Origin of the sequence: Bradyrhizobium sp. WSM471 (assembly GCF_000244915.1) — a bacterium.
GTDB lineage: Bacteria > Pseudomonadota > Alphaproteobacteria > Rhizobiales > Xanthobacteraceae > Bradyrhizobium.
The window spans coordinates 552,930-572,525 of record NZ_CM001442.1 but is presented as its reverse complement, the minus strand read 5'-3'; the positions used below and the strand labels follow the sequence as shown (position 1 = coordinate 572,525).

General features: G+C 63.1%; 21 protein-coding genes and 1 tRNA gene. 10 read left to right on the top strand and 12 right to left on the bottom strand.

Going from position 1 to position 19,596, the window contains the following annotated elements; genetic code table 11:
* Positions 1-273 precede the first annotated feature (273 nt).
* Genes BRA471DRAFT_RS02675 through BRA471DRAFT_RS02660 form a run of 4 tightly spaced genes read right to left on the bottom strand, consistent with a single transcriptional unit; the run spans position 274 to position 6,477 of the window.
* Positions 274-3,423: an efflux RND transporter permease subunit gene (locus BRA471DRAFT_RS02675; RefSeq protein ID WP_007604495.1), complete on the bottom strand. Its 3,150-nt coding sequence runs from the start codon at positions 3,421-3,423 to the stop codon at positions 274-276.
* On the bottom strand, positions 3,420-4,496 hold the full coding sequence (locus tag BRA471DRAFT_RS02670; protein ID WP_007604494.1) for an efflux RND transporter periplasmic adaptor subunit: 1,077 nt from the start codon (positions 4,494-4,496) through the stop codon (positions 3,420-3,422). Before BRA471DRAFT_RS02670 ends, BRA471DRAFT_RS02675 begins: the two co-directional genes overlap by 4 nt.
* Positions 4,493-5,620, bottom strand: coding sequence for an efflux RND transporter periplasmic adaptor subunit (locus BRA471DRAFT_RS02665; RefSeq protein WP_007604493.1), 1,128 nt, complete (start codon positions 5,618-5,620; stop codon positions 4,493-4,495). The genes BRA471DRAFT_RS02670 and BRA471DRAFT_RS02665 overlap by 4 nt, the downstream gene beginning before the upstream one ends.
* Complete coding sequence (locus tag BRA471DRAFT_RS02660) at positions 5,617-6,477, bottom strand: sensor histidine kinase (RefSeq protein WP_035973492.1); 861 nt, start codon at positions 6,475-6,477, stop codon at positions 5,617-5,619. Before BRA471DRAFT_RS02660 ends, BRA471DRAFT_RS02665 begins: the two co-directional genes overlap by 4 nt.
* A gap of 213 nt (positions 6,478-6,690) precedes the next feature.
* Here BRA471DRAFT_RS02660 and BRA471DRAFT_RS02655 point away from each other — a divergent pair, with 213 nt between their 5' ends.
* Entirely contained in the window at positions 6,691-7,353 is a 663-nt protein-coding gene (locus tag BRA471DRAFT_RS02655) for a TetR/AcrR family transcriptional regulator (protein ID WP_007604491.1), read from the top strand.
* A 6-nt stretch (positions 7,354-7,359) separates the two neighbouring features.
* On the opposite strand, the gene BRA471DRAFT_RS02650 is transcribed toward BRA471DRAFT_RS02655, so the two are convergent.
* The 3 genes from BRA471DRAFT_RS02650 to BRA471DRAFT_RS02640 form a co-directional block, all read right to left on the bottom strand.
* Entirely contained in the window at positions 7,360-7,971 is a 612-nt protein-coding gene (locus tag BRA471DRAFT_RS02650) for a TetR/AcrR family transcriptional regulator (protein ID WP_231171018.1), read from the bottom strand.
* A 65-nt stretch (positions 7,972-8,036) separates the two neighbouring features.
* Positions 8,037-8,474 carry a hypothetical protein gene (locus tag BRA471DRAFT_RS02645; protein WP_007604488.1) on the bottom strand — a complete coding sequence of 146 codons (438 nt, stop codon included), beginning with the start codon at positions 8,472-8,474 and terminating at the stop codon, positions 8,037-8,039.
* Between the two features lie 4 nt (positions 8,475-8,478).
* The gene (locus BRA471DRAFT_RS02640; RefSeq protein WP_007604487.1) at positions 8,479-8,769 is read right to left on the bottom strand and encodes a hypothetical protein; all 291 of its coding nucleotides are present in this window, start codon (positions 8,767-8,769) and stop codon (positions 8,479-8,481) included.
* Positions 8,770-8,921: 152 nt separating this feature from the next.
* Here BRA471DRAFT_RS02640 and BRA471DRAFT_RS02635 point away from each other — a divergent pair, with 152 nt between their 5' ends.
* Genes BRA471DRAFT_RS02635 through BRA471DRAFT_RS02630 form a run of 3 tightly spaced genes read left to right on the top strand, consistent with a single transcriptional unit; the run spans position 8,922 to position 9,520 of the window.
* The gene (locus BRA471DRAFT_RS02635; protein ID WP_007604486.1) at positions 8,922-9,128 is read left to right on the top strand and encodes a hypothetical protein; all 207 of its coding nucleotides are present in this window, start codon (positions 8,922-8,924) and stop codon (positions 9,126-9,128) included.
* Positions 9,125-9,283, top strand: coding sequence for a hypothetical protein (locus BRA471DRAFT_RS38640; protein ID WP_007604485.1), 159 nt, complete (start codon positions 9,125-9,127; stop codon positions 9,281-9,283). Before BRA471DRAFT_RS02635 ends, BRA471DRAFT_RS38640 begins: the two co-directional genes overlap by 4 nt.
* Before the next feature lie 18 nt (positions 9,284-9,301).
* Positions 9,302-9,520: a hypothetical protein gene (locus BRA471DRAFT_RS02630; protein WP_007604484.1), complete on the top strand. Its 219-nt coding sequence runs from the start codon at positions 9,302-9,304 to the stop codon at positions 9,518-9,520.
* A 132-nt stretch (positions 9,521-9,652) separates the two neighbouring features.
* On the opposite strand, the gene BRA471DRAFT_RS38635 is transcribed toward BRA471DRAFT_RS02630, so the two are convergent.
* Positions 9,653-10,126: a hypothetical protein gene (locus BRA471DRAFT_RS38635; RefSeq protein ID WP_035973491.1), complete on the bottom strand. Its 474-nt coding sequence runs from the start codon at positions 10,124-10,126 to the stop codon at positions 9,653-9,655.
* 16 nt (positions 10,127-10,142) lie between these two features.
* Here BRA471DRAFT_RS38635 and BRA471DRAFT_RS38630 point away from each other — a divergent pair, with 16 nt between their 5' ends.
* The 5 genes from BRA471DRAFT_RS38630 (at position 10,143) to BRA471DRAFT_RS02600 (ending at position 14,518) form a co-directional block, all read left to right on the top strand.
* Positions 10,143-10,742, top strand: coding sequence for a PepSY domain-containing protein (locus BRA471DRAFT_RS38630; protein ID WP_007604482.1), 600 nt, complete (start codon positions 10,143-10,145; stop codon positions 10,740-10,742).
* A 159-nt stretch (positions 10,743-10,901) separates the two neighbouring features.
* A complete protein-coding gene (locus BRA471DRAFT_RS02615; RefSeq protein WP_007604480.1) occupies positions 10,902-12,071 on the top strand; it encodes a DUF3734 domain-containing protein in 1,170 nt (389 codons plus the stop codon).
* Between the two features lie 29 nt (positions 12,072-12,100).
* The gene (locus tag BRA471DRAFT_RS02610) at positions 12,101-12,889 is read left to right on the top strand and encodes an acetoacetate decarboxylase (protein ID WP_007604479.1); all 789 of its coding nucleotides are present in this window, start codon (positions 12,101-12,103) and stop codon (positions 12,887-12,889) included.
* A 45-nt stretch (positions 12,890-12,934) separates the two neighbouring features.
* Positions 12,935-13,723, top strand: a complete 789-nt coding sequence (locus BRA471DRAFT_RS02605) for a 3-hydroxybutyrate dehydrogenase (RefSeq protein WP_007604478.1) — start codon at positions 12,935-12,937, stop codon at positions 13,721-13,723.
* 186 nt (positions 13,724-13,909) lie between these two features.
* Positions 13,910-14,518 carry a hypothetical protein gene (locus tag BRA471DRAFT_RS02600; RefSeq protein WP_007604477.1) on the top strand — a complete coding sequence of 203 codons (609 nt, stop codon included), beginning with the start codon at positions 13,910-13,912 and terminating at the stop codon, positions 14,516-14,518.
* Between the two features lie 119 nt (positions 14,519-14,637).
* Here BRA471DRAFT_RS02600 and BRA471DRAFT_RS02595 read toward each other — a convergent pair.
* A tRNA-Ser gene (locus BRA471DRAFT_RS02595) sits at positions 14,638-14,727 on the bottom strand.
* 195 nt (positions 14,728-14,922) lie between these two features.
* Here BRA471DRAFT_RS02595 and BRA471DRAFT_RS02590 point away from each other — a divergent pair.
* Complete coding sequence (locus BRA471DRAFT_RS02590; protein WP_007604476.1) at positions 14,923-15,264, top strand: hypothetical protein; 342 nt, start codon at positions 14,923-14,925, stop codon at positions 15,262-15,264.
* Positions 15,265-15,312: 48 nt separating this feature from the next.
* On the opposite strand, the gene BRA471DRAFT_RS02585 is transcribed toward BRA471DRAFT_RS02590, so the two are convergent.
* From BRA471DRAFT_RS02585 to BRA471DRAFT_RS02575, 3 genes are all read right to left on the bottom strand, one after another.
* On the bottom strand, positions 15,313-16,776 hold the full coding sequence (locus BRA471DRAFT_RS02585) for a trehalose-6-phosphate synthase (RefSeq protein ID WP_007604475.1): 1,464 nt from the start codon (positions 16,774-16,776) through the stop codon (positions 15,313-15,315).
* A 238-nt stretch (positions 16,777-17,014) separates the two neighbouring features.
* Positions 17,015-17,836, bottom strand: coding sequence for a trehalose-phosphatase (gene otsB, locus BRA471DRAFT_RS02580; RefSeq protein ID WP_007604474.1), 822 nt, complete (start codon positions 17,834-17,836; stop codon positions 17,015-17,017).
* Positions 17,837-17,839: 3 nt separating this feature from the next.
* Entirely contained in the window at positions 17,840-19,336 is a 1,497-nt protein-coding gene (locus BRA471DRAFT_RS02575) for an MFS transporter (RefSeq protein WP_007604472.1), read from the bottom strand.
* Between the last annotated feature and the right edge of the window lie 260 nt (positions 19,337-19,596).

Here is a 19,596-nt window from a genome sequence, read left to right as displayed (position 1 = left end):
GAGCACCGCGCGGCGCAGATGCCTCGCCTAGGCGAGGCGCCGGACCGGCACGTGGCACACCGCCAGGCCCCATTGGAGGACGAGCGGCGAAGGCCGGAGGACCTCCGGTTGCCAGCGGAGGCGGCCCGCCTGCTGCAATCGGCGGAGGTCCGGCCATCGGGGGTGGCGGAGGGAACTGCGCGAAAGCTGTATGTGGCGACAGCGTCACGGTTGCTAGCGTCGCGCTGACGACCAGCATCAGAGGTATGTTGGGAGGCATTGTGCTTTTCCTTGTTAGATCTGAGGTTCGAGAACCGGCACCGGCTTGGGCACAGAGATCATTTCCGGCGAAGACAACTCGTGCATGGACGACGTGAACTCGTGCGTTGGGGATGGGTCGCCTTGATCGGGCTGGATCTGGAACCAGGCCACATACAGCGCGGGCAGGAACAGCAGCGTCAGCAGCGTGCCGACGATGATGCCGCCCATCATCGCGTAGGCCATCGGGCCCCAGAAGATTTCGCGCGCGATCGGAATCAGCGCGAGACTTGCGGCCGCTGCAGTCAACAGAATAGGCCGCATGCGATGCTCGGTCGCTTCCACCACCGCGTCCCAGGCCGCCCGCCCCTCCTTCCGGAGATCCTCGATCTGGACGATCAGGATCACGGAATTGCGCACCAGGATGCCGATCAGGGCGAGCACGCCGAGGATGGCGACGAAGCCAAGCGGGGCACCGCTCGGCAGCAGCGCCATGACGACGCCGATGACGGCGAGCGGCGCGACCGCGAACACCAGGAACAAGCGATGGAAGCTCTGCAACTGAATCATCAGGACTGTGGCCATGACGAAGAGCATGAGCGGAACGACGGCCACGATCGGTGCCTGGCTCTTGGCGCTCTCCTCCACGGAGCCGCCGAGCTTGACCGAGTAGCCCGCCGGCAGCGCTTTGCTGAAGTCCGCCAGCTTCGGCGCGAGCTGATCCACGATCGTTTTGGGCTGCACATCGCCGACGATCCCGGCCTTCAATGTGATGGTGGGGATCCGCGCACGCCGCCAGATCGTCGGCTGCTCGAGTTCGTAACGCAGGTTGGCCACGGCGCCGAGCGGCACGGATTGACCGCCGAGCCCGGTCAATTGCAGATCGCGCAGCGTGTCGATGGACGCGCGTTCCGGCGCGGTCGCCCGCCCCGTGACATTGACGAGATAGATGCTGTCGCGCACCTGGGTGATCGGCGTGCCTTCGAGCACGGAGTTCAAGGTGGTAGCGATGTCCTCCGAGGTCACGCCGAGCTGGCGCGCCTTGTCCTGGAGCACGTCGACCTTGACGACGCGGGCCGGCTCCATCCAGTCGAACACGACGTTGCCGAGATCCGGATTGCTTCGCACGATGCCAGCAAGCTTTTGCGAGAGATCTCGCACCTTGGCGATGTCAGGCCCGCTCAAGCGGTATTGCACGGGACGCCCCACGGGCGGGCCGACTTCGAGCAGCTTGACGTAGGTGTCGGTCCCGGGGAACGTCTTCTTCAGATAGTCCTCGAACCGTGCCTTGACCTGATCGCGCGCCTTGATGCCGCCCTTGGTCACGACCACCATCTGGCCGAACCAGCTGTTTGCGGTCTGGACGTCGAAGGACAGGACGAAGCGCGGCGAACCGATGCCGACGTAAGTTGACCAGTGATCGACGGAATTGTTGCCCCGAAGCTGTTCGCGCTCGAAACGCGCCATCTGCCCATCGGAATCGGCGATCGACGCGTTCTGCGGTAAATTCCAGTCGATCACAAGCTCGGCTCGATCGGACGACGGGAAGAACTGCTGCGGCACGAAATTCATGCCGAACAGAGCCAGCAGAAAAGCCGCGACCGTGACGCCGATCGTGGCCCAGCGGTGATGCATGCAGAACAGCAGCAGACGCGCGAACAACTGCGCCACGCGCCCCTTCTTCTCATGGTGGCCCTTCATTCTCGCTGGCAGGATGGTGACGCCGAGCAACGGCGTGAACAGCACCGCGACGATCCAGGAGACGATCAGCGAAACGGCGATGACGACGAACAGCGTGAAGGTGAATTCGCCCGCATTGCTGTTGTTGAGCCCGATCGGAATGAAGCCGGCGACGGTCACCAGCGTGCCCGTCAGCATGGGGAAGGCGGTCGAGGTGTAGACGTGCGTTGCTGCCTTTTCCAGGGGATCGCCGATCTCGAGCCGCGCGACCATCATTTCCACGGCAATCATGGCATCGTCGACCAGGAGGCCCAGCGCGATGATCAGCGCGCCAAGGGAAATTCGCTGCAGCGAAATGCCGGCATAGGCCATCACGACGAAGGTGATGGCGAGCACCAGTGGAATCGCGATCGCGACGACAAGTCCGGCGCGCATGCCGAGACTGAGAAAGCTGATGCCGAGAACGATGATCACGGCCTCGAACAGCGCCTCGGTGAAGCCGGACACGGCATGCTCGACGACGATGGGCTGATCGGCGACGAGGTGAACGCCGACGCCGACCGGCAAGTCGGCCGTAATTCTCGCCATCTCTCGCTTCAGCGCCTCGCCGAAATGCAGCAGATTGGCGCCGGACTTCATACCGATCGCGAGCGCGATCGCCGGCTCGCCATTGTACCGGAACAAGGTTTTCGCCGGATCGGCATAACCGCGCGTGATGGTAGCGACGTCGGTCAGGGGAAAGAAGCGATCGTTGATGCGCAGGTTGACCGCCTTCAGGCTCGCCTCGGACGTGAACTGGCCGTTGACCCGGACGCTGATCCGCTCGGGCCCCTCCTGGAACACCCCGGACGGCGCAACCGCATTCTGCCCCTGGAGGGAGCTCATGATGGCGTGGACGTCGAGACCAAGAGCCGCGATCTTGCGGGTGGAGAATTCGAGATAGATCACCTCGTCCTGCGCGCCCAGGATGTCGACCTTGCCGACATCGGCCACTGTCAAGACCTTGGCCCGGACGTCCTCGACCTGATCGCGCAGCTGTCGCTGGTTCAGGCCGTCACTGGTGAACGCATAGATGTTGCCGAACACGTCGCCGAAGCGATCGTTGAAGCCCGGCCCTATCACTCCTTGCGGAAAGTCACCCTTGATATCCGCGATCATGTTGCGGACCCGGATCCAGGTCGGCTTGACGTCGGCAGCCTTGGTGCTGTCGCGCAGATAAACGAAGACGGTGGTCTGGCCCGCAACGGTGACGCTCTTGGTGTAGTCGAGCGATTCCAGCTCCTCGAGCTTCTTCTCGATCCGGTCGGTGACCTGCCGCGTCACCTCCTCAGGCGAAGCGCCCGGCCACTGCGCCTGAATCACCATGGTCTTGATGGTGAAGTCGGGATCTTCCTGCCGCCCGAGCTGAAGATAGGCGAAAAGGCCCGCCGCCATGAAGGCGATCATGAAATACCAGACGAGCGAACGATGACTGAGCGCCCAGTCGGAAAGGTTGAACGACTTCATGGCTTGTCATCCTGTGCGATGCGGACTTGCTGTCCTTGCTTGAGGCTGTGGATGCCGGCGGTGACGACGCGCACGCCGGGAGGCAGACCGCCGGTGACGCGTGCGCCCGACTGGTCGGCCACCACGTCGATTTTTTGCAGCGAGGCGGTGCTGTCGCGCGGATCGACCGTCCAGACGAAATTCGCGCCGTCCTTGGCGAGCACCGCGGAGGCTGGCAGGCGCAGAACCGGGCCCTGCTGCTTGTCGAGCTTTGCCGTGACGGTTGCACCGAGGCGGAAATTGTCAGGCGGGTTCCTCAGCGCAATGCGGACCCGGCGCAAGCGCGTCACCGGATCGGCTTGCGGCGCAATCTCGCGAATGCTGCCTTCCACCTGAACTGCCGGCACGAGCTGCAGGCTGACCGTGAATGGCAGGCCGACTTCCAGCGGCAGCGGAAAGTCCTCGCCGATATCGACGACAGCCTCGCGAACGTCCGGCCTTGCGATCGTCACCACGCTTTGGCCGGGGGACACCACCTGGCCGACTTCCGCCCCGATCGCGGTGACCACGCCGGCGAAGTCGGCCTTAATCTGCGAATAACCGAGCTGCTCGATCGCCTTGGTCAGATTCGCCTGTTCGTGCGCCACCGTTGCTTCGGCGCCGGCACGCGCCTGCTCGGCGTTATCAAGCGTCTGCTTTGTGGTGGCTTCGGTGGTGATGAGCGTCCGCTGCCGTTCCTCCGTCGCCCTGACGGTGGCGAACTGCGCCTCGGCCTTCGCAAGCTGACCTTTGGCCGCGCGAACGGCGAGCTCAAGAGCCGTCGAGTCAATGATGCCGATCGTCTGACCTTCGCTAACGAGATCGCCGACATAGACCGGACGGCTCGTCAGGCGTCCCAGCACGCGGAAGCCGAGATCGGTCTTGTAGCGGGGCTCGATAACGCCCACTGCGACGGCAGCGTCTGCGTGGTCCGCCTCGAGAAGCACCGATTGGACGGGCCGTACGGACTCCGGCGCCTTGGTCTCCTGCTGGCAACCGGCAAGCGCGAGCGCACATGCAAGCGGGGTCGCCACAATGATTGCGCGGCTCGTCATGAGGGGTCTCCTTCATAAGTCACGGGCTGGCCCACACTCAAAAGCTTGCCGCCGTCGACGACCACGCGCTCGCCCGGATCGAGACCCGCCTTGATCAGGACTTCTCCGGCCTCGTAGCCACTGATAGTCACCGGCTTCAGCGCGGCGGCCCGCGTTGCCGGATCGACGGTCCAGACCGCAGGCCTGGTGCCCGTCGCCATCAATGCGCTCCAGGGCAATGCGATCTGCCGCTCGGCCTCTAGTTTCACGGTGCCCGCGACGGCGCTTCCAAGCGTCATTGCGGCAGGCGGGTTTTCGATCGTCACCTTGACCCGAATGGTCGAACTTCTGGCGTCGACGGCCGGCGAAACCTCGCGAACGTGGCCGCTTGCGGTCACGCCCGCATCGGAGACCAGTGCCAACGAAACGCTGCGGCCGTCGGCAGTACCGAGGAAGATCGACTCATAGACGTCAAAGACGACATCTCGCTCCCCGTCCTGCGCCAGGGACAATACCGGTTGTGCAGCCTGTACGACTTGACCAGTTTCGAGACTGCGCGCGGTGACGACGCCGTCGGCTTCGGCGCGCAGCGCGGTGTAGCTGAGAGCGTCCTTGGAGGTTCCGAGCTGCGCTTGTGCCGCTTCAAGCACGCCTTCCGCAGTTCGCAATCCCTCCTGAGCCTGGTCGTAGGTCGTGCGCGTGGTGAATCCGCTTGCGATCAGCGCCTTCTGGCGCTCGAAAGTCGCCTTCGCCACACGCAGTTGGGATTCTCCGGCAAGGACAGCGGCGGCGGCGGCATCGACATCGGCCTCTTGCTCGGCGGGATCCAGCAGGGCCAGCACTTCGCCGGCCTTGACGTGGGTCCCGACTTCGACATAGCGCGCGATCACCCGTCCGCTGACACGGAACGACAGATCGGCGCGGCAGCGAGGCTGGACCTCACCAGTCAAGGTGATCGAGGATTGCCGATCCCTCGGCTGCGCGATTTCCGTGCGCACGAAGGCGGCGCGCGCGGGGGCAATGGCGGCGTGATCATCGCAGCCGCCGAGCGCGGTTACCACAAGCGCCAGCGCGAAGCCGCCGAGGGGCTTCAGCAAGCGTTCGGCTGGACCGGTCTGGGAGTGCTTCAAATAGCGCGGGTTCATAGCGCGTCCATGCGGTGAGAGGGTGACAGTAGATTGCCCAAAACGTCCGGGCCCCTGCTGGAGGAGTCCGGCTCATTCGGACGTGCTGACGACGAATTGGGATCCGTTCGCATTGCGGCCGACGGCTCGATCTGATCCGAGAGGCCGGAGTTCAAGCCGGCCGTCGCGGACGATCTGAGTTTCAGCGAGCGAGGCGACCGCATGCGGCGCGTCGCCATCGACCAGCTCGCCTGGCGCTCCCGCTCGCTCAGGTGAAACGAAAGAACGACGGAGGTGAACTCGGCGGCGTAGCCGTGCTCGATCCGTCCGCCGAGCTCCTTGGCAAGGGCATTGCTGATCTGGAGCTCGCGACCCAGAACCACCCGCGCCGGCCGCGAGCCGTTGTCCAGCACGACGCAGTTCGCCACCGAGCCGGTGCGCGACAGCTTGACCTTGATCTCGCCGGAACGCGCGTCGAAATAGGCGTGCTTCGCTGCGTTGACGATGAGGTCGTGGACGATCAGGCCAAGCCGCCAGCATCGCTCGGACTGGAGCGGGAGGGACTCGGTGGTGAACGCCAGCCGGATTCCCATTCGCTCCAGCAAGGACCGGCGCAGAGCGCAGCCAAGTCTGCCAATGTATGTGGCGGCATCGTTGAGGGCTTCGCCCCGCGGCATGGCCAGCGCCCGATGCAGCTCCGCGTGCCCATGCAGCAGCTCGACCACGTCGCTCAAGGCGGCCTTTGCTTCGGCCCCCTCGGCCCGGACAACCGCAGCCGAGACCAGATCGATTGCCGTGGCGATTCCCTGATCGACCCTGTGACGCAACTCGCGCAGCAGGATGCCGCGTTGTGGACGGTCCGGGTCAGGGCTCGACATATTCACCGTGATCTCCTGAGGTGGACCGGACGGTCGCGGGGCCAACGCAAACGCGCTTGCGGCCTCGACCATCCGGAGGGCCGTCGCAGGTCCCGGCAGGCCCAGCGACGATTAAATAAACTAAACCGTATATTTTCTTTTTGTTGCCTTTTTCGGCGGAGCATGTCAAGTGCGATCTGCGCGCGCACAGACTCGTGATTGGGAGACCGACGGATGACCAAGAAGAGCACCCCGAAACGGGGCAGACCGACCAAAGACCTTGCCGGCGACGTGCAGGTCCGGATTCTCGATGCAGCCCAGCAGCTCTTTCTCGAGAAGGGTTATCGTAGCGCCAGCATCGACGACATCTCCGCGCTGGCGCCGGCGAGCAAGCCGACCATCTATGCGCATTTCCCCGGCAAGGAGGCATTGTTCGCGGCGGTGGTGGCCCGCACCATCAGCCGGTTGACCGATTTCGAAGGCGTCGAGCCCGAGGGCCGCACCCTTCATGACAAGCTCTCGAACCTCGGCACCGCGATCGTGGAGAAGGTGATCGAAGAGTCGTTGGGGATGGTTCGCGCCACGATCGCCGAGGCGCAGCGTTTCCCCGAGCTGAGCCGGAACGTCCACGATGCCGCGCGAGATCGCTCCGTCAGCGCCGTTTCCCAGCTCTTGAATGAAACGACGCAGAAGCTTGCGCGCTCGCCCAAGGGCCCATTCAGCGGCAAGCGGAGCCTCGCCACCGCGCAGATTTTTCTGGATCTGATCCTGTTGCCCATGCTGTTTCGCTCGCTGGTGGGTGAAACACCGAAAGACCTGCGACGGGAGTTGCCCTCGTTCGTACGCGAACGGGTCGGGTTCTTCCTTGCGGCCTGTGAAGCGGACTGGACGCCGTGAGCTGGCTCAACAGGCGGATTTGTAGAGCAAATCGGTCTGAACGTGGATGAGTTGAGGGGGCACGCTGTTAGCGAACGCGGTGTTACCAAGCGCTCCCGCGCAAAAGCGCATCATCTCCCCGAAGGCTGGCCGAAGGGCGGTCGCCTTGATACGGGACGGATTGAGGTAGGCGTCCATTGCGTCCAGCAGGCAGCAGGCAAGCGCCATCGGACTCCCGCCTCGAAACTCCCCGCACAGCTGCCCGGCCGCGATGATCGAACGGACGACGCCGCGAAGCCGATCCGCGTGAGACAGGCAGGCTACCCAGTTCGCTTGTCCTGCCGCGACCACTAGCTCGTGCAATCGGACGTCGTTTGCCAGCCGGTCTTCATGCATCCGGGAAACCGCACTCATTACCGCACTCATTCGCTCCGGGCCCGAGCGGCCGCTGCGCGCTGCACTTGCAGCTGCCATGGACACCTGTTCAAGCAACTCTGTCACGACCGCCTCTTCGAGCGCATGGCGTGACGGATAGAACCGATAGAGATTTGCCGGCGACATGGATGCACCGCGAGCGACGTCGGCGACCGTGGTCTTACGGTACCCGATTTGCCGGTACGAAGTGATTGCAGCCTGCATGATCCTTTCACGTGTGCACGACGATCCAGTGCGGGGCGTAGTATGTGCCTTCAGCATGTTCAATCTCACCGCGACGGAATCGCCTGCATTTCACGCCGGCAGGCCTCGCCGAATTCGCGCAGCGGGTCCATCTCCTCCATGAAGCCCGGCAGGTCGACGAAAGACGTGTTCGGTGCAAGGTAAGTCTCGATGATCAGCCGCCCCGCTCGCTCCGCGGCATGGACAACCTCGTCGTCGGACAGTATCCGCATACGCCCGATCAGCGCATACAGATTCACCAATGCCGGAATCTCGGATTTATCGCTGGTCAGCGCGTCGGCATAGAGCCGGGATGCCTCCTCGATGAAGGATCGATAGAGTTTTTCACGCTTGGTCACCGCATGGGCGTGATGCCGCTCACGCAGCCTGCGCCGCCGACCGATCCAGCCCGTGATGATCGAGGAAATCGCTCCGAAGGCTGATCCGCCGAAAGCGGCGAACGCGGGAATGTACATCGTGTTCATACGATCATTCCTCGTCATTCGCGCCACGATATCGGTGCGACCCCACGGTCCTGACGGAGGCCGCAGCGGCTGCGTGCTCGAAGACGGCTCGGCAGGCTTCGCTCAGGTCGGGCTTTCTTTGCCGGAGGCAGGCTTCCACATTGGTAGCGTTGGGGATGTAGCTCGCGCACAGGCGAAAGGCGTCGGACGTGCATGCCGCCCTCTGCTCGGGTGTCCCGCGCTCCTCCTGCGCGAACGCAGCGGTGACCAACGCAGCAAGCACCAAACCTGACAATACCATCCGCTTCTTCAACATATCCGACCCCTTCTCGGTTGACGCTTCAGCACGGCCACACCGCCTTGCAGCCGACCAGGGCAAACACGGGCTTGTGAGTCTCTGCTCTTGACACAGCCCGCGATCCGCGCTGTATATGAAATATACGGTGTAGTTTATTTAGGAGATCGAAAATGTCAAGCCTGTTCCTGGCGCTCGTCCGGGAAAATCCCTGGCCCGGGATTGCCCTCGCGTCGCTCAATCTGATCGTGGCCGTGTCGCTCGTGGGTATCAGTCTGCTACTGGGTCTCACCATTTCGGTGCTCGCCTGGGCGCATGCGCTACTCGATAGCGACCCCGCGCCGATGGGGCGTGCGGCGAACGGAAGGGGCTTCGCATGACCGAGGGTCTATTGCTCGCTCGCGATTGCATCATCTGTTGGGTCACGGTGTGGCTCGCGCCGGTCGAGCCGATCTTCGACATGATCGAATCCGAGTTGGTCCGCAGAGGCGTCGCACTTGAAGGGGCCGAGCCCCCTTCCCCGCCCGCTGCCTGAGCATCGTGGAAGTCCGACATGCTCAACTTCATCGAAGTTTTCGACGTCATGCAGGTGGAGCCGTCCACCGGCACGTCCGTGTGGACCGGACTCACGGGCACGCGAACGGCGCTCAGGCGCGACGGACACATGATTGATCCGAAGGCGATGGCCTATTGCCCGATCGAGTGGCTCGACGAGCGCGGCTATCTCGATGCCGAACGCGCGCGCCGACATCCGCGGCCCTCGAGCATTTGAAACGAGACGGAATCATTCCATGCCTGGGAGCCGAGCGCCGTGAGCAGGAAATCCGCGTTGTCGCGATACGCGAACAGTCTTGACGAGCCCGAGCTTCCCCTGCGGACCTATTTTCTGTCGGCTGGAGGCGCGTTACTCCTTCTGCTTCAGGCGGCCGATTGGGTGCTCCCCGCACCTTTGCCGAGCCGGCTCACCGACTCGGATTCCGCACGACCGCCGATCCGCATCCAGTCGGAGCTGAAAGGCCCCGAAGCCGTCGTCTTCGACACCAGCGGGTTTGAATATCGCTCGACGTCCACCGGGCACGAGAGCGCCGAGGCTCCATCCCTGCAGCCCGAAACTGAAGTCGCCGACGCTGTTGCGGGCGTAGGTGACGATCGCCCGACGGCCACGATCGAACTGCGCCTTCGCGAAAGCCTGGCCCGGTTGCAGCCCGGCGTTCAGGAACACGCTCGGCACGGCGGAAGTCCACATCAGATCGCGGCGCGGCGGAGCGCGCACGCTCAGGCTCGGCTCCAAAGGCTGCGGCGATCCGCTCGGTATCCGGGCTTCCAGACCAGCCGCCAGGCCTTCGTACCGAACTAGGCCACCAACCACGAAGAACATCAGAGGATCACGCTCGATGCCCAAGAAGCAGCTGTTTGCCCTCATCGTTTGCTCCGCGGCCCTCGCCGGCTCCGGCGCCCTGGCCGACGTCATGCAGGCCCCTGCCGACGCCGAACAGCAAAGTGCGACTGCGCAGGGCAACGTAGAGGAGGCAGCCATCCGCCGTGTGCTGGAGCAGTTCCACACCACGAAGGTCCCGCTCGGGCAGGCCATGGCGATCGCGGAGGGTCTGCACGATGGGTCGAGGACCGCGGACATCAGCTTCGAGATATCCGGCCCGCCGGTCTACCGCGTGCGCACGATCAAGAACGAGCGCGTCTTCGAGAATGTCATAGACGCGAACAGCGGAAGGATATCACAGGTGGAAATCGCATCATCGCTCAAGGAGCTCGATCGCGCGGATCTCGCCAACATCATCGCCCTGAAGTGGATCAAGCAGGAGCTGTCCGACGCAGTGCGGGTCGCGGAAAAGGCCGCGGAGGGACAGGCGCTCGCTGGCGGGTTGATGAAGCAGGATGGGAAGCTCAACTTCGTAGTCGTCGTCGCTACCAGCGATCGCCTGAAGGAAGTGATGCTCGAGCCACCAAAGGTCGGACAGCGGTCAACTCAGCACTAGCCGCGAACCTGATGATCCATCGCAGATGCACGATCTCGTGAATTGCTCGACCGCTGCGCTCGATATATAAACTATACCGTATATTTTCTTTAATGACGAGTCGTCGCGGCTTCCGATGACGCCGGCTCGATCATCCCACACCCGAGAGCAAGCCAAGTCATGAATTTTCAGCCCCGATCACAACCGCCGGCAACCCAACGGCGCCTGCCATTCGATTGCGTCGCCCTGCTCTTGCAGGGCGGCGGCGCTCTCGGAGCCTACCAGGCCGGAGTGTACGAGGCGCTAGCGGAAGCCGGCATCCACCCCGATTGGGTTGCCGGCATTTCCATCGGCGCGATCAATGCCGCGATCATCGCCGGCAACCCGCCCGAGTCGCGCGTTGATCGGCTGCGCGATTTCTGGACGCAGGTAACTTCGACCGCCCCTTGGGACTGGGCCGGAAACCCATTTCTCGATGCCCGCAACGACAATGCGCGCAATGTCCTCAACCAGATGAGCGCGGGCCTTGCCGCGGCATGCGGCGCAAACGGGTTCTTTTCCGCGCGCCCCCTTGTGCCATGGCTCCACGCCGGCGGCACGAGCGGAGCGACCAGCTTCTACGACACCGGCGCGTTGAAGAGCACGCTGGAGCGCCTGATTGACTTCGATCGCATCAACGCGGGAATGACCCGGTTCAGTGCAGGGGCGGTCAATGTGCGAACGGGAAATTTCGTTTATTTCGACAACAGTACCCACACGATTCGCCCCGAGCACATCATGGCAAGCGGCGCGCTGCCGCCGGGCTTTCCCGCAGTGGAGATCGACGGCGAGCATTACTGGGACGGCGGCATGGTCTCCAACACGCCACTGCAATGGGTGATCGATGCGGGTGTGCCGCAGGACATGCTAGCGTTTCAGGTCGATCTCTGGAGCGCAAAAGGCCAGCTTCCGGGCAATCTGCCCGAGGTCGTCACGCGTCAAAAGGAAATTCAATATTCCAGTCGCACGCGCGCAAGCACCGACCAGTTCAAGCACATCCAGCGCCTGCGACGTGCGCTCACGGCGCTTTTGGACCGGCTCCCCCAAGAGTTCAGGGAGCACGAGGAGGTGAAGCTGCTGAACACCGCAGTTTCCACCAACGTCTACAACATTGTTCACCTGATCTATCGGGCGAGGAACCACGAAGGCCACTCTAAAGACTACGAGTTCTCCCGCCTTTCGATGCAAGACCATTGGCGCGCCGGCTATCACGATGCGCTGCGCACCCTGCGCCACCCCGAGGCGCTCGCACGCCCGGTCACTCCGGACGGGGTTTTCACATTCGATCTGGAGCACGATGGCCGTGAGTAGGAACGCCGGTTTGCCGCACGGAGAACCCCATGCGTGAGAATGACGTGCGCAAGCGCGCCTTTGCGATGCCGCTCACCAGCCCGGCCTATCCGCCAGGCCCTTACCGGTTTGTGGATCGCGAGTACCTGATCATCACGTATCGCACCGACCCGGCAAGGCTGCGCGCCGTGGTGCCCGAACCGCTGGAACTCGATGAGCGCGAAGCGCTCGTCAAGTATGAATTCATCCGGATGCCGGATTCGAACGGCTTCGGCGACTACACGGAAAGCGGCCAGGTCATTCCGGTCTCGTTCCGTGGTCACAGGGGCGGCTACAACCACTGCATGTTCCTCAACGACGAAGGGCCGATTGCCGGGGGACGCGAACTCTGGGGCTTTCCCAAGAAGCTTGGCCAGCCGACATTGCGAACCGACATCGACACGCTGGTCGGCACGCTCGACTACGGATCTTTGAGGGTTGCGACGGGCACGATGGGTTACAAACATCGTGAAGCCGACCTCAGCGAGGTCAAGGCCGCGCTCGAGCAGCCTAACTTCCTGCTCAAGATCATCCCGCATGTTGATGGTAGCCCGCGCATCTGCGAGCTCGTCGAATATCGACTCGAGCAGATCGCGTTGAAGGGCGCCTGGACCGGGCCCGCGGCTCTCTCCTTGACACCGCATGCCTTGGCGCCGGTCGCTGATCTTCCCGTTCTTGAGGTCGTGTCGGCGATTCACATACGCGCAGATCTCACGCTGGGGCTTGGCAGAGTTGCCCACGATTATCTGCAAGAACCAAACCGACGTACCTTCCGGGCGGAGCGAAGCCTGGTCACCTGATCGCAACTCCACCACTCCGGCAACACACAGGGCAAAGTGACTGAAATGACCATTCTGAAGGGAAAGACAGCCGTCGTGACCGGCTCGACCAGCGGCATCGGGCTCGCATGTGCGCGAGCCTTCGCAGCCGCGGGCGCAAATATCGTACTCAACGGGATGGGGACGCCTGCCGAGGTCGAGAAAGAGTGCTCTGCGATTAGAAGCGAGTTCGCCGTCAAGGCGATCTATTCGCACGCAGACATGGCGAAGCCGGTCGAAATCGCCGGGCTGATCGCGCTCAGTGAGGCGACCTTTGGCAGTGTGGACATCCTTGTCAACAACGCCGGCGTCCAGCACGTCTCTCCCATCGAAGAGTTTCCACTCGATAAATGGGACGCAGTCATCGCGATCAACCTATCCGCCGCATTCCACGCCATTCGTGCGGCGGTGCCCGGCATGAAGAAGCGCGGCTGGGGCCGGATCATCAGCACGGCTTCGGCCCATTCGCGCGTCGCCTCGCCGTTCAAGTCAGCCTATGTTGCAGCCAAGCATGGTATCGACGGGCTCACCAAGACGGTAGCGCTGGAACTCGCCAGATCAAAGATCACCTGCAACTGCATCAGTCCCGGCTACGTCTGGACGCCGCTGGTGGAAAAGCAGATCCCGAACACAATGAACGCACGCAAAATGCGGAGAGATGAGGTCATCAGCGACGTGCTGCTCGCGGCCCAACCCACCAAGGAATTCGTCACCGTCGAGCAGGTGGCCTCGCTGGCGCTGTTTCTGTGCAGCGACGAGGCCGCGCAGATCACCGGCGCCAATCTTGCGATCGACGGTGGCTGGACCGCGGCGTAGCACTCGCCGCCCGCCGATGATCGAGGGCCGCGCGCAGCCAGGACGTCAGCGTCGCCAGGAACGTCAATACTCCTTCCTCAAGTAGTTTCAGACACAACGCAACGAGCAGCTTGACACAGGTCAAGTCGAAGAACGCCAAGCTGTGAGATCGCTATCAGCGTATCGGCTAGTCAATGGAGATCCGCCATGTCAGAACAGAGCAGCATGCATCTTTACCTCAATTCAGCCAAGGAGCGGATCGATGAAATGGATGCCGCGTTGGCTTCGTTTGAGACCAAGGCGACCGAGGCCAAGGCGGAGTCCATGGTCAAGGCCGATCAGATCATCGCCGATCTGAAGAAGAGGCGGGATGAATTTCAGGCACAGCTCAAGACGCAAGCGGAAGCCGGCGAAGCCGCCTGGGCGCGCGCCAAGCCGGAGCTGGAAAAGCACTGGGCGGGCTTCGAAGCGCAGATGAAGACCTACTTCGAGAGCGCCGGCAAGCAGATCGAGCAGCAGCAGGCCACGTTCAAAGACATCGCAGCGGCGCAGGGCAAGGCGTGGCACGAGGCCGCGGATCGATTCCGTGAGGCGGCCGCCAAAATGGCCGGAGCGCGGACCACCGATCTCGATGCCGCGCTCAAGCAGCTGAAGTCCGACGCGTCCCAAGCTGAAGCACGTCTCCAGAAGCTGAAGCAGGCGGGCAGCGAGTCATGGTCGGTGCTGAGCGCCGCGTTAGCAGAATCCCGCAAGTCGTTCGATCAAGCCAGTCTGGCGGCGTGGGACACTCTGAGGGGCTCTGGCGCGAAGAGCTGAATCCGCCGAACCCATGAACGACGACGTCGAATGGCTCCAGTGCCGGCCCATAGTGCATTGGGCACGACTGGCGAACCCAAGCGCGCGAAATCGCAATCTGGCGTACAAAATCGTACGACTGGCGGAGAGAGTGGGATTCGAACCCACGGTACGGTTTCCCGCACACACGCTTTCCAAGCGTGCGCCTTAAGCCACTCGGCCATCTCTCCGGAGCGCACTCTCTTGAAGGGGCGCCGATGATTTTGCAAGGGATCGCGGGGAAATCGGATGATTTTTCCGTAAGATATTGTATTTTATAGACAATATCAGGCGCGGCGCCAACGCTCGGAACCGCCCGCCGGCTGAACCGGTAGTGGGTTTGGCGCGACGATTCACTCAAGACCGTCAAACACGTCCGGGGCACCATGACCATCCGCAACACCATCGCCGCGCTGAGCCTGATTTCTGCCCTCGCCGCCGCCTTCGCCGGACCGGCCGGCGCACAGGTCTGCACCCGGCAAGGGGTCGACATCAGCTGTGACGATGGACGGCACGGAATGCTTTCCGGCGATGCCATCCTCTGGCCGGACGGCACCCGCTCGAGCGCGACGCCGCATCAAAGCGTCATCATCGGCAACAAGAGCTCGGTGCATGTCGGGCCGGGCGTGTTCGTCGGCCAGGGCAAAGGCATGGTGCCGCTCGACGATCCGAACGCGCCGAACAAGCGGCAGTGCGCAATTTTGGAAGGCGTGTCGTATTGCTATTGAGGTTCTCGTCTTCCCCTGCCCTCCCCGTAAAAAACGGGGAGAAGGAGACTAGATCAACCGCACGCCTGAGATCGCCGATTTGAGCCAGCGCAGCGCCTGCGGCGGCTGGTTGGCGAGCGGCGCGACCGCGGCCTTCTCCGTCCGGCACTTCTCCAGCTCAGCGACGAAATCCGCCGACCATTGCTGGATGGTGTGGCCGCGCAGCTTCTTCATCATCGCATCCCAGCGCATCTTGCGCTCGGTGAGCGGCATCGCGGCCGCGACCGCGATCGCGCGCGCCATCCCGTCGATGTCGTGCGGATTGACCAGCAGCGCGGCGTCGAGCTCGTTGGCCGCGCCAGCGAATTTCGACAGAACCAGCACGCCGGGATCGGCCGGGTTTTGCGCGGCGACATATTCCTTGGCGACAAGGTTCATGCCGTCGTGCAGCGGCGTCACGACACCGATCTGCGCCGTGCGATAGAGGCCCGCGAGCACGGCCTGGCTAAAGCCTTTGTTGAGATAGCGGATCGGTGTCCAGTCGGCCTCGCCATGGCGGCCGTTGACGTCGGACACGAGCCGCGCGACCTCGTTCTGCAAATTGCCATAGGCTTCGATGGCACCGCGCGAGGGATTTGCGATCTGTAGCAGCGAAATGCTGCGCGCAAACTGCGGATGCTCGGTCCAGAGCCGATCGAACGCGCTGATGCGGTTGACGAGGCCCTTGGAATAATCGAGCCGGTCGACGCCAATCGCGAGCCGCTCACCGTTGAGGCTGCGGCGCAGCCGCGACACATCCGGATGCGACGCCGATTTCGCCGCGTATTGCGCGAACTTCTCGGCGTCGATGCCGATCGGAAACACCTCGCAGCGCGTTCGGCCATGCTGCGAGGTCGCGACGCCGTCTTCGACGGCGAGGCCGAGTTCGCTCGCGACATAGCCGAGAAAATTCTGGCAATCGTCATGGGTCTGAAAGCCGATCAGATCGTAGGCCAGCATCGCCGTGATCAGCTCGCGATGGTTGGGCACGCCCTGCATCACCGCGGCGACCGGCCATGGCGTATGGAGGAAGAAGCCGATCGGATCGTCGACGCCGAGATCCCGCAGCTCCGCGCCGAGCGCGAGGAAATGATAATCCTGTACCCAGAACGCAGTTTGCGCTTTCCGGAAGCGCATCAAGGCGCGCGCCATGAAAGCGTTGACCTCGCGATAGCTGACATAGTCGTCGCGGGAGACGCGGATCAGATCGCTGCGTGAGTGCAGCGCCGGCCACAGGGCAGAGTTGGCAAAACCTTCGTAATAGCCGCCGTAATGCGCCGCCGGCAGATCCAGCGTGGCAATCGCGCCCGAACCCAGTGCTTCGATCTCGGCGAACGGCTCCTTTTGATGTCCGTCACGCACACGGCCCGAGGAACCCACCCAGATCGCGCCCGAATGTTCCACAACGGGTAACAACGCCGCCGCGAGACCGCCCGTCATGGGCTCATTGGCCTTGCCGCGCGCGACGCGATTCGAAACGACGACTAAATTCACAGGTCGTCCCCTCCTGTTTCATTCCACCCCATTTAACTGCCGTTCATCAATATGGTTCCTGATCATCCTTTGCACCAATTGAAACCAAAATCGGGCGTGCGCGTTGGAACCGGTTTACCTTCACGGAACCCAACGAATTCGCTACACAAACTTGGTTTTGGAACATGGGCGCGCGCAGCATGAAGCGGTCGCGCTGGAGAGTTACGCGCGCGATATGTGGCTGCGAGATGTCGGCGCCTTATTCCAACCTTGAGTCGTCGAGCAGCCGCGCAAGGAACGCGCGCACGTCGTTCGGCGCGTCGAAGTGCCCGTTGACGCCCATGGCGCGGCGGCCGACCGAGAAGGCGAGCCCGTTCATGTCGGGCATGATCGCGAACACGGTCTCGTCGGTAACATCGTCGCCGATGAAGATCGGACGGCGTCCCTTGAAAGGCTCGTGCTTCATCAACTCGCGCACGCCGGTCGCCTTGGTGAAACCGGAATGCTTGATTTCGCAAACGAACTTGCCGGGCAGCACCTCGATCGGCGCATTGGGCAGGTCGGCGCGGATCAGCGAAACGGCTTCATAGATCGCCTTCTCCGCATGCGGCGCGAGGCGGTAATGCAGCGCCAGCGAATAGCCCTTGTCTTCGAGCAGAATGCCGGGACTGAGCTTGGCAACCGCCGCGAGCCGCCGCTTCAGCTCCTTGTCCAGCGGCGGCGCGCTGACCGCATCGGCTTCGTTGTCCACCGAAAGCCGCATCTCCGCGCCGTGGCCGGCGACGGCGCGGAAGACATCGGGCGCGAAGATCAGGTCGATGTCGTTGAGCGAACGGCCGCTGACCATCGCCAGCGCGCCCGAGGTGCGCTCCGTCAACCGGTTCAGTGTTTCCGACAGGCCGGGCGGCACCCACACCTCGCGCGGCGTCGGCATCAGGTCGAGCAGCGTCCCGTCGATGTCGAGCAGGATCGCTGTTTCATTGAGATGCGGCACGAGTGCGTGGGGCACCGGCACCGCATCGGGCGCTTCATCGTCGACCATGGTGCGCTTCTGATCCAATTCAGCCAGTTCCGATTTCATAGTCTACTCCATGGAAGCAAGCGGCCGCGCGATTTCTTCGAGCGATCTGCGTTCCGCCGAGACGGCATAGCGCCACGCCACGATCGCGGCCGCGATCATCAGGAATGCCCCCAGCAAATAGCCTGCGAACACGCTCGTGCGTGATCCCGTATCGATCAGCGCCCCGAACAGCGCGGGGCCGATCACACCGCCGATGCCGGTGCCGACCGCATAGAACACCGCGATCGCGAGCGCGCGGACTTCCAAGGGAAAAGTCTCGCTGACGGTGAGATAGGCGGCGCTCGCGGCCGGCGAGGCAAAGAAGAAGATCACCATCCAGGCGATGGTCTGCCCTTGCGCGCTCAAGGCGCCGATCGAGAACAGATAACCCGACAGCGCCAGCAACAGGCCCGACGTCCCGTAGGTGAACATGATCATGGTACGGCAGCCGAGCGTATCGAACAGGCGGCCGAGCAGCAGCGGACCGAGGAAATTGCCGGCGGCGAAGGGGAGCAGATACCAGCCGACATGATCGGCGCTGATCCCGTAAAAATCGGTCAACACCAGCGCAAAGGTGAAGAAGATGGCGTTGTAGAAGAAGGCCTGCGCGATCATCAGCACGAGGCCGACCATCGCCCGCTGGCGATACACCGAGAACAGCGTGTGCACGACCTCGCGGATCGGCGTGTGACTCCGCATTTTCAGGCGGATCTTGGCGAACCGGCCATCGCTCGTGTCCTGGTCGTGTCCAATCACCGAGCGCTCGATCTCGTCGACGATGGCGTGGGCCTGGTCGGGACGGCCGTGGATCATCAGCCAGCGCGGACTCTCCGGAATCCACATCCGCATCAAGAGCACGACGAGGCCGATGGCCGCGCCGATGAGATAAGCGAGGCGCCAGCCGAGATCGGGGCCGATCACCGCGGGATCGAGCAGCACGATGGCCGCCACCGCGCCCATCGCGGCGCCGATCCAGAAGCTACCGTTGATGACGAGATCGGTCCAGCCGCGATAGCGCGCCGGCACCAATTCCTGGATGGTCGAATTGATCGCGGTATATTCGCCGCCGATGCCGGCACCGGTGAGGAAGCGAAACAGTGCGTAGCTCGCGACATTCCATGACAGAGCGGTCGCGGCCGTCGCCGAGAGATAGAGCGCGAGCGTGATGAAGAACAACTTCTTGCGGCCGATCCGATCGGTCAGCCAGCCGAAACCGAGCGCGCCGAGCACCGCGCCCGCGAGATAGGCGGAATTGGCAATGCCGAGATCGAGATTGGAGAAATGCAGGGTGGGACTCTGCTTCAATGCGCCGGAGAGCGCGCCGGCCAGCGTGACCTCGAGGCCATCCAGAATCCAGGTGATGCCGAGCGCGAGCACGACACGGGTGTGAAAGCCGCTCCACGGCAGCGCGTCGAGTCGTGCGGGGATGCTGGTTTCGATGATGCGATCAGCCGCGGCCGCCTTCGGGACCACGGAGACCACAGGTCCATCGACCGGCGCTGGGCTTCGCTGCAATTCCATCGCGTTGTTGCATCAGACCAATGGACATGGCCCCGGTTCACATGGCGTGGACGGGAGCGATCCGATCAAGGGGGTGCGGCATTCCGCCTGCCACCTGCGACAACGTCTGCGGCGAGGGCAGGTTCCAGCCGCAACAGCGGTTCGCGCCCGCCGATTTTCGATGGGGCCGCAAGGAGTTGCGAGCATGGCACATGTCAGAAAGACGACACATTCTCGCAAAGAGCACCCGGCGCGCCTCATCGAAGCCCTGGTCACAACGC